Raw genomic sequence first — 15,068 nt, forward strand, 5'->3', positions numbered from 1 at the left:
AATGAGCAAACTGTTTAAGACATACCAGAAGAAGAAGTTCCTGATAGTAGACGACTTCGATAATTTCATTTTTTCCATGAAACAGATGCTCAGGCGACTCGGTGCCGAAAATATCGAGAGCGCAAGGAACGGTCGGGAAGCGATTCAGAGATGTATCGCCAACCACTATGACATTGTGTTCTGCGACTACAACATGGGCGACAATAAAAACGGTCAACAGGTTCTGGAAGAGCTTCGATATCGAAAGCTTCTGAAGAATACCGATATTTTTTTCCTGGTCAGCGCAGAAACAGCCAAAGAAATGGTCATGGGGGCGCTGGAATATCAACCGGACGGCTACATCACCAAGCCCATCACTCAATCCCTGCTGGAAAACCGTCTGGACCGCCTAGTAGATCAGAAAGAGACGCTTCAGGATGTCTATCGGGCCATGGACCAGGAAGACTTTACAAAAGCCATCAGCCTGTGTAACCAGCACCTGAAAAACAACAGTAAATATCGCTCACTCATTCTAAAGTTACAGGCCAGTCTTTTTTTCATCAGTGGTGACTATGCCCACGCCAAAAAGCTTTATGAAGACATTATTGCCAAGCGGCCTCTGGACTGGGCCAGACTTGGCCTGGGCAAAGTACTCGTTCAGGAAGGCAATCCCAAAGAAGCCTGCGAAGTTTTTGAATATTTAATTCAGGAGCAGCCGGAACTCACTGAAGCCTATGACTGGCTGGCCAAAGCTCAGAAGCAGCTAGGCAAGAACCAACAAGCCCAGACCACGCTTGAATCGGCCGTTTCCATTTCACCAAGAGCCCTGCTCAGACAAAAAGAGCTGGCGCAGATTAGCCATACAAATCACGATCTGGCAACAGCGGCCAAGGCCTATCGGCACTCCAGCAAACTCAGTGAGAATTCCTGCTATGAGACTCCCGAACTGCATTTAGACTATGTTCGCTGCCTTTCCGACTACTCTCAGGGAGATAACTCACCGGAAGGGCAAAAACTTGCTGACGAAGCCAGCCGGGCACTAACCAAAATCCGCGAAAAGTATAAAGATGAGAAACAGGTTCAGTTGCAATCCCGACTAGTGGAAGCGAGAGTTCTTGCCGGACAGAATAAAGACAGCGACAGTAAAAAGATTCTTCAAACTGCGCAAAAACTTTACGAAACAATGGAAGAGACGACGCCGGAACTGACCCTCGAAATGGCAGAAACGCTGTACGCACTTGACGATTCAGATCAAGCCGGAAGCCTCCTGCGTAAACTCGCAGAGGAGCACCCTGAAAACGCGCAATTACTGCATCGGATTGAAGAACTCCAGGATGAACCTGTCAGCCTCAAACAACGCATCAAGGCCCGGGAATTTAACCGTGAAGGTATTCAGCACTACGAAAAAGGTGATTTCGGCTCAGCCCTGGAAGCTTTCAAAAATGCCATGGAAATCACTCCTCTGCATGTCGGACTAAACTTAAACCTGCTGCAGACGATTATTAAGCTTCACAGCCGGAAACCAAGCCAGGACCCTGAGATCAGCCGATTACTGAAAATGTGCTTTGACCGTCTGTCCGCATTGACTCCCGATCATCGCCAATACAGGCGCTACCAGCACTTACTTGAGCGATATAAGGCCAATTCCTGAAAATCGACGGCAATAAACTATAGTGTCACGAACCGAGAACAAACCGAAGTAACCTGACAGATAAGTGGTCCCAATATGCCTGACAACGCCAACCCCCTAGACTTCAACTTCATCATGGCCTCCAGTGTCCATGACATAAAAAATTCCCTGAGCATGCTGCTGCATTCATTGGACGAAGTCAGTCAGGAAGTGAACGAGCTACAACTACCTGTGGCAGACAGAATGGCGACCCTTCAGTATGAGGCTGCACGGGTGAACAACGACCTGGTCCAGCTTCTCAGCCTGTACAAAATGGAAAATGAGGCTCTGCGACCACATATTGACGAGCACTTCCTGAACGATTTCCTTGAAGAACATGTTGCTCGCTATCACCCACTGTTCAAGGTGAAAGATATGAGATGCGACGTGGAGTGCGACGATTCTCTCAGCGGATACTTTGACCGGGACCTGATCAGCGGTGTCATCAACAACACCCTGGCAAATGCCATTCGCTACAGCCATGACGCCATTTGTGTCTCGGCATTTCGGGAAAGTGGCGGTTTAACAATCATGGTAGAGGACGACGGCGGTGGATTCCCGGTAAACATGCTAGAACAACCAGGCAATATGACAGAAGGCGTCGACTTCGAATCAGGTAGCACTCACCTAGGGCTTTATTTCGCTTATAGAATTGCCACTTTGCACACCCAAAACGGCCAAACGGGCTATATTGAGCTCAGCAACGACAGCCGCCTGGGTGGCGGAACCTTCAAACTCCACCTTCCCTGAGGCGCTTGAAGAGAGTAACCCGGTGACTCGACCTAGCTGCGGACAAATCCGGCCAAACGGTTAAGCCAGAGCATTAATTCCGGCGCTATATCGGTAACAAGGTCCGGGTCGGCAATCTGGAGCATTTTTATATGGCCGTAGAGAGTTGCATCGGCATAAGTGGGCTGATCACCAAACAGGAAAGCCTGCCTGCTCAAAGTCTCAAGCGTCGGCCTTACCAGGCTGCGCGCCTTGCCGACCAACTCACCGCTTTGCCTTTCCCACTGATCCACACACCCTTCTCCAAACTTGCGCTCTTTGATATAGGTGAAAAAGGCTTTCTCCTGTACCGATTTAAATCTTTGCCTGATGCCAGGCGAAGCCAGACGAAACAGAACATCTTCCAAGGTACTATCGCACCAATCCGCATAAGCCCAGATGGGCCCCTGCCAGGGAGACGGCGTTAGCCTTTCAGCATTCTCTCCCGATAAAAGAGACTTGCATATCACTCTGGAATCCTTCAGAACACTTCCGTCGTCCATCATCAAAACCGGAACCTGGATGTAACCGCCGGTGAGAGTGATCAGCTTGCTGCGGTCCAGAAACGGCACTTCTTCGATGCTATATTTCAGACCCAACAGATCCAACACCATTTGCACTTTTCGGGCATAGCAACTGTAGTCGAACCTATAAAGTTTCATAGTATCCTCCTCCTATTGCTTGTGTTGACTCCATTTGCTTGCGTTGATCCCTTGTTTACTTTTTTCAGTTAAGGCAACACTTCTTGTACTTCTTACCACTGCCACAGGGGCATGCGTCATTTCGGCCAATTTTGGGCTCCTGCCTGATCTGCGGGTCACTATGGTAATATACCGCCAACCCATTCCCGGCTCTCATATAGGCAGTCAGATAATCGCCAATCACCTCATAACTATCCCTGAGTTGCTGCCGAAAATCATCGACTTCAGCAGCCGAGTCTTTTTCAAGAACATCCAGCGCAGCGTCCACATCCACCAGAATCTTGAAAAGGCCAACAACATCATCCAGATCATGAGAAAGTTTTTCGTAGGATACCGGGTCTCGATGATAGGCTTGCGACAAGGCGTCCATCCATTGCGGCTCAAGCCATTCATCCGCCAGCAGTATTCCCTCACACCATTGTTCAAAGGCCCGCCTTTCCTCGACATCCCAACTGAACTCATAATCATCAGAAAGCTGGTAAACACCTTCTGCAGTCTGCTTTTCAATGACGGCGTACATGTGCTCAAGCAGTTGACCAACTTCCTGACCACCATCCACTTCAAAGGCCTCATCCTCCCCCAGCACCACCTGCAACCAGTCTGACGTCTGGACATCCTGTGGACAACAGGCTACAGCAAACAGAAACCCTTCGGTTTGATAAAGGTTTAGAGTATTGTGGGCACGATCCGGGTGCCCCAGGTACGTACGTAACGTTTCTCTATCAACAGCCTGAAATACCTGCCCCTCTATCTTTCCTGGAGTCTGTGTTTGCGGTGCCTCTGTTGTAGTTTTAACTTCCATACAACAATCCCGCTAAAAAATTGATATTACCTATATAGTAGTCTTCAGAGCCCAGGGAAGCGATAGCAAAACCTACTATTTAACAGCATTTAATGAAGCAATTCACCAATATAGCGAAGCTTGCGTTAAGCCTCCCCCGACACCTGACTACTAATTAGACTAATTGCCTATTAGCTATTCACCACCACTGATTTAGTCTTTTTAGATGTGAGTAGAAGGAACCCACAGGCTAAAAAATAACAACATCGCGCAAGTCCCAGGGATCATAGACGGATCAGGCGAGATTTGGCGATATCCCACTCAAATACCCAACGTCCTACAAAAAACAAGAATGAGGGTCACAATAATGCACTGGTTACGCACAAGCCTGGCACTGACGTGCCTGATGATCTGTGGCGAGATACTTGCCGCCTCCCCTGTAAAAATTGGCCTCAACTACCCCCAAACAGGGCGGTACCAAGAACAAGGCCTTGCCCAAAGGCGGGCGGCCTTTATGGCTGTCGATGAAATCAATGCCTCTGGCGGCATCCTGGGCCACCCGGTCGAACTGGTCATTAAAAACACCGGCTCCAAACCAGAGAGATCAGAACGCAACGTGACTGAAATGATCGATCAAGATAACGTTGTCGCCATATTCGGCGGGTCTTCAAGCGCTGTCGCCATCGCTGGGGGAAAGGCAGCCAAAGCGCGGGACAGAATCTATTTCGGCACCCTGACCTATTCCAATGCCACCACAGGTACAGAAGGTCACAGCCACATGTTCAGGGAAAGCTACAATGCCTGGATGGGAGCCAAAGTGCTGTCCAAGTATCTGAAAGCCAATCACGCAGATAAGAAATATTTCTATATTACCGCAGATTATACCTGGGGCTGGAGCACGGAAAAATCTATTCGCATATTCAGCCAGACCCTGAATCAAGAACAACACCCCGGTGTTAAGACTCCCTTTCCAACAGCCTTGCAACGGGACTTTGCCAGTGCACTTGAACAGGCTCAGCAAAGTCAGGCGGACGTCCTGGTCCTGGTTTTATTCGGTGATGACATGGTCAGAGCACTGGAGATGGCCACCAGCATGGGAATAAAAGACAAAATGGCCGTGGTGGTGCCCAACCTCACTCTGGGCATGGCCAAGGCGGCTGGCCCAGCCATTATGGAAGGTGTCGTCGGCGCAGCTCCCTGGACCTGGGAAGTGCCATATATCTACAACTTTACCCGGGGCAAAGAATTTGTTGAAAAGTTTTCCAGCCTTTACGGGCTTCGCCCATCCTCTTCGGCGGCATCCGCCTACAGTATCCTGATGCAATATCGTGACGCGGTGGAACGAATCGGTTCGTTTAAAACATCAGAGGTGATTAAGGCCCTTGAAAATCACCGCTACACCTTATTAAAAGACGAACAATACTGGCGCAAACTCGATCACCAGAACATCCAGACGGTTTATGCGGTTCGCTGCCAACCGAGAGAGAAGGTGCTGGCCGACCCCTATCACGATGACTACTTTGAGATTATCGACAGCATGACAGGTGACGAAGCTGCCCACACTGCAGACGAATGGCTGGCAAATCGCCGTGCTGCCGGCAAACCTGACACACTTCTCTAGAGCCTTTTGACGCTTCAATTAAATCAGGTGCCTGACTGACAGGCACCTGCTATCTAGCAATCACCTAACATCTAGTAATCACCTACCCTCTAGCGATTGCCCCGTCCAAAATATAACTACTCCCCGAGATCTCCACCTACGCCATAGGACTACTCCCCCTTCCTGGAGGATTTAACTTCACAAACCGTTATTTATTCTCCAACAGACCCAAGAAATCTCGGAAAACACTGGCGAAACCGCCAACCCAAGGAAAAAGATGGCGAAAAGCGTAGCTTATTGTGAATAGTTGAGCATTTTGAGCCAACTCTTGACACGCAAAGGCAACGCAGGTCGTTTTCAGAAGTTTCCTAAATATAAAAATAACAATCGGCAAAGAGTCACAAAGGCTCTTTTGGACTCGCTATGAACACCAATCACCTGCCAGAGGCCAGACCTTTAATTCCAGGCAAAATCATTCAGCCTCATGTAGATACCACCGCGCTGAACCGCCCTCGGCTTGACGCACTGCTCAATGAGGCAACCAACAAACCACTTTGCATTATCCGGGCTCCAGCAGGTTTCGGAAAGACCACACTGGTTGCTCATTGGAGCTCGCATCAGCCGGTCAGAACCGCCTGGTTCCAGATTGATGAACTGGACAACGAGCCATCAGGTTTTGGACGCTACTTCCTGGCGTCTCTGCAACAACAACTTCCTGAACTTGAACAACCTTTGCAGCACATGCATGAAGCGCTTCACCTTTACGACCTGATCTGGCTGGTTGGCAAACTATGCAATGAACTCAGCACGCTGGACCAGAGGGTGATCCTGGTGCTGGATGACTACCATCATATACGCAATGAAAAGATTCATCAGGCACTACGCTTTTTCATCCAGCACCAACCGGCACAACTGCATTTATACATATTAACCCGCGGCGAACCACCTCTGGGACTCGCCAACTGGCGAGTCAGGGGCGTACTGCAGGAAATCGGAACTGAAGATTTGGGTTTTACACTGGAAGAAGCCCAGCAATTTCTACAGAACAGTGCTAATCGCCAGTTATCTGATCATTCTTCGTCCACAACCAACAAATCACCACTGACCATCGATCAACAATCACTGGAACAAGTATTGCAACGACTGAACGGCTGGGCTGCCGGATTGCAAATCATTGCACTATCAGCACCTACTCAGGACTCCATCAGCCACTTCCTCCAACACTTCAACGGGACGCACGCCCACGTACTGGACTTTCTGGCAGAAGAAATATTATTCAGACAGCCCCGACTACAGCAGGACTTTCTTCTCAAGACCAGCATCCTCGAACGTTTTAATCCAGAGATCGCCACAGCCGTTACCGGTGTGGAAGACAGCTTCAGCCAGATTCAAGAGCTGGAAAAAAGAGGCCTGTTCCTAGTACCCCTGGATGAATATCGTCGTTGGTATCGCTACCACCCATTCTTTGCGGAATTTCTCCGACATCAACTGGGGGTGACTTTACCCGCAGAGCAAATCCGATCACTCCACCAGAAGGCCCATGACTGGTGGCGAGACCAACATCAGGTAGGTGAGGCATTGGGACATGCACTCGCCATCACCAACACAGACTTAATCATCGAAACGCTTACCCTGCAGGGATGGAGCTTATTTGAGCATGGCCATATCACTTTGATCGAACGCTGCCTCAGGGCACTCCCGGCAGAAGACATCGGCCAGAACCATCAACTGACGCTGCTCAGAGCCTGGGTTTGCCTCACCCAGGCTGATGCCGAATCATTACATTCGGTGCTACAACAGGCGGAACAACAACTGCCTGATCAAGTGGAGGAGTGGCACTGGCGAAAAGTCAGCGCTGAAATTCATGCCCTGAAGGCCCAACTGAGTGCAATTGTGGAAGACACTCAAGCAGCCGAAGTTCATGCACTAAAAGCTCTGAATACGGCGCCGAAATCAGCCCACAATGTTCATGCAGCCGCTTTGGCCGTCATGGGGGAGGTTAATGTCTGCAAGGGCAACCTGGAGACAGCCCTGAACCACTTTATTCGTGCTGAATCAGAAGCCAGAGAAGCGCAATCAATTCAGTCACTGCTCTGGACTATGGGGCAGCAGGCAGACATCTTGATTCAGCGGGGTGATTTATCAGAAGCTTATCAGAAGCAGGCTGATACCTTTCAGGTAGCACGCGCCCACCAATTGACTCAAATTCCCGTCATGGAGTTTGCACACCGGCGTCGCGCCGAACTGCTGCTGGAGTGGCTCCAGTTCCATGAGGCCCGCCAACATTGCGATACCGGCCTGCAAATCATTGAACATCTGGATGAGCATTGCCGAGTCCCGATCAACGCCCTCCTCGCCCAGATTGCCATGCACCAGGAAAATATCGAGAAGGCAAGCGATCTGATTTCTCAAAACAATGACCTCCTGTCGCGTCACTCTTGCCATTCAGACTGGAAAGCGCTGGCTGCTGCAACCCAAATCAGGTTATGGATGCACGCCGGAAATCACAACGCCTTACGTCACTGGCTCAGCCAACAGCCAAGAATCGAAGATGCGCCCAATCATTTTCGGCAGACAGAATTGCGCAATACCGCCACTGCTATGCTGGCATGCTCTTACTTCGAGGCCGCCGTTGAAATTCTCAATCCCATGATACAGCAAGCGTATAGCCACGGTTTGAGACTGTCAGAGATGCGAGGCCATCTTCTGATGGCCTGGGCCTGTAGAGCCTCAGGGGACCAGAATTCAGCGCGCGCTTCAGTTGTCAAAGCCCTGGTGTTGGCAGAACCCATGCGAGCGATGGCCAGCTTTCTGCAAATGCCGGAACCAGTTATAGAGCTCTACCAGAGCACACAAGATGATCTTACACCTCAACAATGCCGCCACATGCAGCGAATCATGGAGGTTTCACGCCGCCAGCAACGCCCTCTCCGCAAGCAGGATGATATTCCGGAACAAGCAAAAGCCCTGGCACTTACGCCGAAAGAATGGGAAGTACTGAGGATGATCGGGGAAGGTAAAAGTAACGAGGGGATTGCCGAGTCACTGTTTGTGGCTCCCAGCACGATCAGAAGCCATATCAAACATGTTTATCAAAAACTGGGTATCAGCAATCGACAGGAAGCTCAACGAATTTCACGCGAGCTCAGCCACGGAAGACTGCCTGGGTTAACGTCTTAGCCCACTATCAGTAATACTGATCGCCAGTATTCGGGCGATCGTGCCGTCAGCCACCATGCCAGCCCGTGCATGGTTGAATCGAGAAAAAGACCCTAGGGGAGTACGCACAGAATTTGCTGATCCGGGCATCGGTGAGCGGCATAACCTTCAGCTGCGAAGAGTATGGTTCCTGTTGCAGATAATATCTGACCATCAAGTCATTACGAATGATGGCATGAACCCGTTTACGGAATAGCATTTCCATTAGCTGATCAGGCGCATTCACATCCACCCGCTGGGCCAATCCTGCTGTCGTCATTGCCGTAAACCCATCGGAATAGCGATAGCCAATCTGAGCTCCTACGGTCAACCCCCGCAAATCCTCAAACTTATTCAGGGCTCCGGATAATCCTGTCTGACCAGATAAATGTCAGAAGACTGATAGACGGGATCTGACCATAGCAATTGATCCGCCTCATCCACCCATAACGGATTCCGTTCGCAATAGGCATGAACCTTTCCATTCAGCAGCCAACGGGCCAGGCGTTTCCGGGGAACTTCAGCGAATTCAGGCTTCACTCCCAAGCGCCGGGCTATTTCCAGACCAAGCTCATATAACAATCCGCCTATCGCTTTCTTATCCCCATCCTTCATGACCTTGACCATATAGGGAGGCCCGTAGTGAGAGCCATAAGAAAAACGCAGAGTTGAATCAGCCTGGGCCTGAGGCACCGGAATCAACATAATGAGATAAACCAGCTTTATAAAATCGCCACCCACATTAATCAGGCCCACAAAACATCCCGGAATCCAGCTGTGTCTCTCTGGTGCAAACAAACTTTTCTCCTCACGCCCTGACTCCTGACTACCAAACTGAAGGCGCAATGGAATCCCCTAATGAACCTGAACAAACTCACCTCCTGCCTCAAGCAGTCAAGTCAGTATAGCCAGAGAGTCTCAGCTTGTGCATTATGTCCACCTGAACCAAATCTGTGACTGGTTCTCAAATCTGTCCTAATCTTAATCTATGTAATAACAGCCCCTGGATCGTATCAATTGGAAAGCGGCATGAATTGGCAGTTTCGCTTGGCAGCAGGCATATCGATACTTCTATTGACAGCGACCTGCTGGTCAGCCACCACTGTAGTCCGGTATCCCAGACCCGAAACAGAAATGGATAAACGCACGGACTACCCTCTGAAGTTGCTCGAACTCGCACTTGAAACCAGTGGTGTGGATTATCGACTGGAACCCACCTATCAGGTCATGACTCAGGGCCGCGCATTACAACAGCTTCAAAAAGGCGCGCATGTTGATGTGGTGTGGAGCATGACATCCAACGAGCGAGAGAAAGACCTTCTCCCCATTCGCATTCCCATATACAAAGGTCTGATCGGTTGGCGAATATTTTTGATTCACCGAGACAACCAACTCCTCTTCAATCGTCCGATGAAGCTGACTGAACTCCAGAAACACCCTGTGGTTCAGGGCCATGACTGGCCGGACAGCACCATTTTGAGAGATAACGGCTTCAAGGTCTTCGGAACCCCCAACTATAAGTCTACATTTGACATGCTGGCCTACAAGAGAGTTGACTTGTTCCCACGCTCAATTGTAGAGATATGGGCCGAAGAGCAGGATCACGCCGGCAATGGGTTGATGGTGGAGAAGACCAAGTTGCTGCGATACCCGACAGCCTTTTATTACTTTGTTTCACCGGGCAACCAGACTCTGGCGACCATTATTCAAAATGGCCTGGAGGAAGCACTTTCCGCGGGAACCTTCGACACCCTGTTTCAGCAATATCATGCGGAGCGAATTGCCCAGGCAAAACTACAGCAACGGCAGGTATATCAATTGAAAAACACCATTCTTCCAATTGCAACACCGCTCAATCGTGAAGAACTATGGTTTGACATTCCCAGGTAACAAAGCTTTGGCAGGCCAGGATAGCCACTCAGGCTTTTAGCCTGATAATTGTGCCGACAATCAGATCAGGGATAGAGCTGCACAATCCCACTCTCGCCGGATAAATCCCCCACAATCCATATTTGTTCGAAGGGATGCTCCGGAGGCACCTGAATATGATGCTGGAGAGTCTGTATTTCCTCTGCGGTCCAGGCAGGATGCGCATTTCGAATGACCAGCCAGACCCGCTTCGACTTATAATTCTTTTTGCCTTTGTTGGATAGAATCCTGTTCAAGGCTTCAATCAACCGCTCATGAGGATCCGATGCTTTTAGCAAATGCAATTCCTCGCTGGTGTGCGGGTCAAGTGGTCGCCCAAGGATTTGCATGGCTTCCTCTTCGGAGCCATACAGATGAGCAATTTCCAGATCCAGTCTCTCCCCATCGATAAAACAGGAAACATCTGGTTTTTTCGGCCGGTTATGCCAGATGTGGCGGACGGGAATGCCTGTATTCTTCTCGTACCTACGCATGAAGAGCCTGGCCGCTTCATGCTCAAGATTGATCTTCTCTTCCTCTGAAGGCGTCATGATGGATTCAATAGTCAGCTAAATCAGAACTAAGGGCTTGTCTGATAAAAAAAAGACCTAATGGTTTACTTTATCCTGCAGATTTTCCAGCCAAATTTTCAGAAAGTCTTCTACTTCACGAAAACAACTTCTTTGGCGATCCAATTCGTTGTTCACAAGATCCCATTCCGCCTCGTGCCCCATCTCTTCAATCCTCTCACAGATCATACTGAATTCTCCGGCACCTACCGCCCTGGAAGAGGATTTCATTTTGTGAGACCAAAACATGATGGTCTCAATGTCTTTATCTTTTCTGGCCTGATCCAGCGTTTCCATTCCCAGCCGGAGATCATCAAGATACTGCGTGAGAATGTCATAATGAATATCAAAATCATCGCCAATCTGCTCAGTCAGAATACTCAGGTCTACAATCTTTGTAGTATCAGACCCCGAAATTTCAGGGTTATGATTTTCCGAGCCAGTTTCTCCAGAGCTATGTTTTCCAGAGCCGTGCTCTCCTAAACTCTGTTTTCCAGAGCGATGCTTTGCAGAGCTATGAATTTCAGTGCTATTAGCTGATGCTTTGTTGTTCACGGTCTTGTCTTTGAGGGGCTTTAGCCAAGCAACCACTTTATCCCTCAGTTGAGCAATTTCAACCGGTTTCGGCAAATAATCATCCATCCCGGCTTTCAGACACCGTTCAGCCTCGCCACGAAGTGCATTTGCCGTGATCGCTACAATAGGGACATGCTGATTCAACTGCTGTTCCCTTCGTCGAATAGCCTTGGTCAGCTGCCAGCCATCCATTTGGGGCATATGGCAGTCGGTCAGAATCAAATCCACATGACGCTCCTGCCAAACCGTCAATGCCTGGCTGCCGTTATCCACCATGATACAGTTCAAACCAAGGCGCTGCAGTTGTTGACGTATAACCTCCTGATTGGTCGCATTGTCTTCCGCCACCAATATACAGTAGTCACAATAGCTCTCGGGTAGTGAAATCAGTTCAAAGCTTTTTCTGGTGTTGGCTACGGATGTGGGAATCGGTGGACTGCACAGGCCGGCTGCCGCACCCACGGTCTGCACGAACTCCTCTCGGCGTATAGGCTGGTTAGGCGATTTCAAGGTACATGATGGCACTACCTTCATATGCAACTGATAGGGAGCCAGCGCAACAACGGATATTTCCCTGCCTCTGACGAGCGGCTGCAGACTTTCAATGAAGTCCAGATCTTTGCGATTCTCAAGATCCAGAACCGCAATGGGCAATTCCTCCCCTCTTACCGCCCGTTGACTGATATCCTTGAAGAACTCCTCACGTTGCTGATATCGGCTGACCCTCGCACCATACTCAGCAAGATAATCCTGAACAATATTGCCGCTGTGCTCATCACGCAAAAACATAAAGGCTTCGAGCCCCTCCAGCAAACGCAGAGGCTTCACGCTCTCTCCCAAAGGCAAATCCAGTCTCAGATTAAATGTAGTCCCAACATCTTTTTCGCTGCTGACACTGATATCCCCGCCCAGAAGTTTCGATAGTCGCTTGCAGATCGACAAACCCAACCCCGTCCCTCCGAATCGCCTTGTTGTAGAACTTTCGCCCTGAACGAACGGCGTAAACAACCGATCCATCACTTCATCTTCCATACCGATACCGTTGTCCATCACCTGAAACAGTATCCTGCAATGATCGCTGTTCAGTTTCATCAGTTTTGCCGACATCAGGACAAACCCTTCACCGGAATTCTGCGTTTGAGTGAATTTTATGGCATTGGAACACAGGTTAAACAGAATCTGACGAATACGAACTTCGTCCCCAATCAGCGTGTCGGGAATTCTCGGGTCCACATAACAGTGCAGTTTCAGATTATTCTGGTAAGCACCTAGCGCAAGTGTCTGGGCTACCCCTTCTACCAACTCCAGAATGGACATGGGGTTATTCTCAATTTCCAGGTGCTCAGCTTCAATTTTGGAAAAGTCGAGGATATCGTTAAGAATATTCAGTAGGGAAAACGCCGAATCCCGAACAGTTTCAACCATTCGCGTTTGCTCGGTGCTGAGATCACTGTGACTCACCAGCTCCAGCAGGCCGATAATGCCGTTCATCGGTGTACGGATTTCATGGCTCATCATGGCTAGAAACATGCTTTTGGATGCATTGGCCTGCTCTGCCGCTTCCTTGGCCTTCACCAGACTATGGTTGGCCGCTGCCAACTCTGCGGTTCGCTCCTGTACTCTAACTTCCAGAGCCTGATTCAGGTCCAGTATCTGTTTCTGGGCTTCTATCAGGGCTGTCACTTTGCCCTGAAGCTTATCCGCGACCCGTTTATAGTCTGTTTCACGAACCGCCAGTTCACGACTGGCCCGCTCCAGTTGCCTGTTGAGCACAGAGTTTTCATCGTTCAACTGGACACTTTCCGTCAGAATATCCACCAACGGAGATAACAGATAGCTGAGGTGGTCATGCCAACTTTCCGGCACTACCATTTGCCAGGCCAGAGGGCCGATCCGCTGAATATCGAGGATCATCCCCGGCACCAGGATGATGCCATGAATTCTGTATTTGCGATGATCGACGATGGCGTATATTTCGTCCGGCTGGTCGGTGTAAACAACAACAGGTCCTACGATGAGGTCCCGCTTGCCCGGAATACCTGACTCAAAATTTCTGGGGGCAGGCTGAATAGTACTGATAAAACGAGATTTCATTCGCCGATAAGTAACGTAATACAGGTCATGTTATGAAAGAGATTCCGCGTATACTGGCCTTCCAGCTTTATTGGCCCAATCTCACCGAATGAAGGAAATCCGGCAATAGGCAATGCACTACCAAATTCGCTCGTCAGCGCATTGAGTTCATGTTCTATTTCCTTTCCTAACAACCATTTACGCCCCACACAACTGACCACAAGCCCTCCGACAGGCTTGAATCCCTGTGCTTTCTGCTCCCGGTAGCGTTCATAGACCTCCCGGATAATCATATCCGGCTCCGCCAGACAAACTTGCACCGTTTTTCCCTTTTCAATACCTCCAAACAACCCCAAAGAGGTCTCCGAGGAGGAAAAATCTGGAACAATTGATCTTAACCGGCGTATTCCTGATTGCTCGGGGTCGATGATTGTCAAAGAGGTAATGCCACGGTCTGTCTGCAACACCGGCTTACCGGTTTCTCTCTCAATAAACTCAGTGGCATGAATGCCGTCGACACGGATTATGTTGGTCCCCTGTGCATCATCTACACGACCTGGCTTACCGATCGGTGTCAAAGTATTGCTGACAGAAATATCGAAATTCAGAGGCCCGAAGGCTGCAACCGCCACGACTGCATCCTGCAGAACTTCGCCATTGCAGTAAAGGATGCAACTGGTCATTTTATTATCATCCGCCGCCATTCCACCGATGATGGGAAACCGGCTTTCCCTCTCAATGGCCTCCCCTACCAGGCTGGCATCAGCACGAAAATCAGAGGTCATAAACACCAGCGTGGGCAGCGCCCCACTCTCCACCTCAACCAGTCGATCCAACAGATTCGTTGTCACCTGACCCGGGCTTTCCCTTAGTCCGGGTTCACTATCGATATACCATCGAACCTTTCCTTCGGAATTCAACCCCAGGGCAGCCGCCCCCACTTCCTCTACACCGTGACTTTCATAATAGCCATCACCAGTGGTACCGATAATGATCAGTTTGTCATTGCTCAGAGTGTCCCGCAGGGCTTCAACCAACTCTTCCGGCTGATCATAGTGAACGCTGGTAAACAGGAAGATCACTTCAGGATCCAGATCAACCATTGCGTCTGCCAGCTCTACTCCCGCACGGTAAGCATCCAGGGCGTTAGTTGATGTCGAGACAGCTCTCATAAGACACACCCAACTCTGGTTATCTTTATTCTTTAAAGTGTAGTTGAAAGCTGGAACTTTTCAGCCTGATGCAG

The 15,068-nt window shown here is 49.7% G+C and carries 12 protein-coding genes; 5 read left to right on the forward strand and 7 right to left on the reverse strand.

Annotated features, from left to right (window positions below; translation table 11 throughout):
* Position 1 precedes the first annotated feature (1 nt).
* Positions 2 to 1,630 (forward strand): tetratricopeptide repeat-containing response regulator, encoded by a 1,629-nt coding sequence (locus F566_RS0118800; RefSeq protein WP_020408571.1) that lies wholly within the window; start codon positions 2 to 4, stop codon positions 1,628 to 1,630.
* Positions 1,631 to 1,705: 75 nt separating this feature from the next.
* Complete coding sequence (locus tag F566_RS0118805) at positions 1,706 to 2,398, forward strand: sensor histidine kinase (protein ID WP_020408572.1); 693 nt, start codon at positions 1,706 to 1,708, stop codon at positions 2,396 to 2,398.
* Positions 2,399 to 2,430: 32 nt separating this feature from the next.
* Here the strand turns inward: F566_RS0118805 and F566_RS0118810 are convergent, their stop codons facing one another.
* Both F566_RS0118810 and F566_RS0118815 read right to left on the reverse strand, forming a co-directional pair.
* Positions 2,431 to 3,078, reverse strand: coding sequence for a glutathione S-transferase family protein (locus tag F566_RS0118810; protein WP_020408573.1), 648 nt, complete (start codon positions 3,076 to 3,078; stop codon positions 2,431 to 2,433).
* Between the two features lie 64 nt (positions 3,079 to 3,142).
* Positions 3,143 to 3,919: a UPF0149 family protein gene (locus F566_RS0118815; protein WP_020408574.1), complete on the reverse strand. Its 777-nt coding sequence runs from the start codon at positions 3,917 to 3,919 to the stop codon at positions 3,143 to 3,145.
* Between the two features lie 346 nt (positions 3,920 to 4,265).
* Here F566_RS0118815 and F566_RS0118820 point away from each other — a divergent pair, with 346 nt between their 5' ends.
* Together F566_RS0118820 and malT are read left to right on the forward strand one after the other, a co-directional pair.
* On the forward strand, positions 4,266 to 5,519 hold the full coding sequence (locus tag F566_RS0118820; RefSeq protein ID WP_020408575.1) for an ABC transporter substrate-binding protein: 1,254 nt from the start codon (positions 4,266 to 4,268) through the stop codon (positions 5,517 to 5,519).
* 402 nt (positions 5,520 to 5,921) lie between these two features.
* A complete protein-coding gene (malT, locus tag F566_RS0118825) occupies positions 5,922 to 8,678 on the forward strand; it encodes an HTH-type transcriptional regulator MalT (protein WP_020408576.1) in 2,757 nt (918 codons plus the stop codon).
* Positions 8,679 to 8,724: 46 nt separating this feature from the next.
* Here the strand turns inward: malT and F566_RS0118830 are convergent, their stop codons facing one another.
* Together F566_RS0118830 and F566_RS35625 are read right to left on the reverse strand one after the other, a co-directional pair.
* Entirely contained in the window at positions 8,725 to 9,027 is a 303-nt protein-coding gene (locus F566_RS0118830; protein WP_020408577.1) for a hypothetical protein, read from the reverse strand.
* Positions 9,028 to 9,050: 23 nt separating this feature from the next.
* On the reverse strand, positions 9,051 to 9,494 hold the full coding sequence (locus tag F566_RS35625; protein WP_157496895.1) for a transporter substrate-binding domain-containing protein: 444 nt from the start codon (positions 9,492 to 9,494) through the stop codon (positions 9,051 to 9,053).
* 231 nt (positions 9,495 to 9,725) lie between these two features.
* Between F566_RS35625 and F566_RS0118840 the strand changes: the two genes are divergently transcribed.
* Positions 9,726 to 10,586 carry a substrate-binding periplasmic protein gene (locus tag F566_RS0118840; RefSeq protein WP_020408579.1) on the forward strand — a complete coding sequence of 287 codons (861 nt, stop codon included), beginning with the start codon at positions 9,726 to 9,728 and terminating at the stop codon, positions 10,584 to 10,586.
* 65 nt (positions 10,587 to 10,651) lie between these two features.
* On the opposite strand, the gene F566_RS0118845 is transcribed toward F566_RS0118840, so the two are convergent.
* From F566_RS0118845 to F566_RS0118855, 3 genes are read right to left on the reverse strand one after another with little or no spacing between them, the layout of a single operon-like run.
* Positions 10,652 to 11,155, reverse strand: coding sequence for a hypothetical protein (locus F566_RS0118845; protein ID WP_020408580.1), 504 nt, complete (start codon positions 11,153 to 11,155; stop codon positions 10,652 to 10,654).
* A gap of 57 nt (positions 11,156 to 11,212) precedes the next feature.
* Positions 11,213 to 13,843, reverse strand: coding sequence for a hybrid sensor histidine kinase/response regulator (locus F566_RS35630; protein WP_020408581.1), 2,631 nt, complete (start codon positions 13,841 to 13,843; stop codon positions 11,213 to 11,215).
* The gene (locus F566_RS0118855) at positions 13,840 to 14,994 is read right to left on the reverse strand and encodes an FIST signal transduction protein (protein WP_020408582.1); all 1,155 of its coding nucleotides are present in this window, start codon (positions 14,992 to 14,994) and stop codon (positions 13,840 to 13,842) included. The genes F566_RS35630 and F566_RS0118855 overlap by 4 nt, the downstream gene beginning before the upstream one ends.
* Positions 14,995 to 15,068 lie beyond the last annotated feature (74 nt).

It is taken from the genome of Hahella ganghwensis DSM 17046, from assembly GCF_000376785.1.
GTDB lineage: Bacteria > Pseudomonadota > Gammaproteobacteria > Pseudomonadales > Oleiphilaceae > Hahella > Hahella ganghwensis.

Coding starts and splice junctions, on each gene's coding strand:
- F566_RS0118800 (WP_020408571.1), top strand. CDS start 2: ATGAGCAAACTGTTTAAGACATACCAGAAGAAGAAGTTCCTGATAGTA.
- F566_RS0118805 (WP_020408572.1), top strand. CDS start 1,706: ATGCCTGACAACGCCAACCCCCTAGACTTCAACTTCATCATGGCCTCC.
- F566_RS0118810 (WP_020408573.1), bottom strand. CDS start 3,078: ATGAAACTTTATAGGTTCGACTACAGTTGCTATGCCCGAAAAGTGCAA.
- F566_RS0118815 (WP_020408574.1), bottom strand. CDS start 3,919: ATGGAAGTTAAAACTACAACAGAGGCACCGCAAACACAGACTCCAGGA.
- F566_RS0118820 (WP_020408575.1), top strand. CDS start 4,266: ATGCACTGGTTACGCACAAGCCTGGCACTGACGTGCCTGATGATCTGT.
- malT (WP_020408576.1), top strand. CDS start 5,922: ATGAACACCAATCACCTGCCAGAGGCCAGACCTTTAATTCCAGGCAAA.
- F566_RS0118840 (WP_020408579.1), top strand. CDS start 9,726: ATGAATTGGCAGTTTCGCTTGGCAGCAGGCATATCGATACTTCTATTG.
- F566_RS0118845 (WP_020408580.1), bottom strand. CDS start 11,155: ATGACGCCTTCAGAGGAAGAGAAGATCAATCTTGAGCATGAAGCGGCC.
- F566_RS35630 (WP_020408581.1), bottom strand. CDS start 13,843: ATGAAATCTCGTTTTATCAGTACTATTCAGCCTGCCCCCAGAAATTTT.
- F566_RS0118855 (WP_020408582.1), bottom strand. CDS start 14,994: ATGAGAGCTGTCTCGACATCAACTAACGCCCTGGATGCTTACCGTGCG.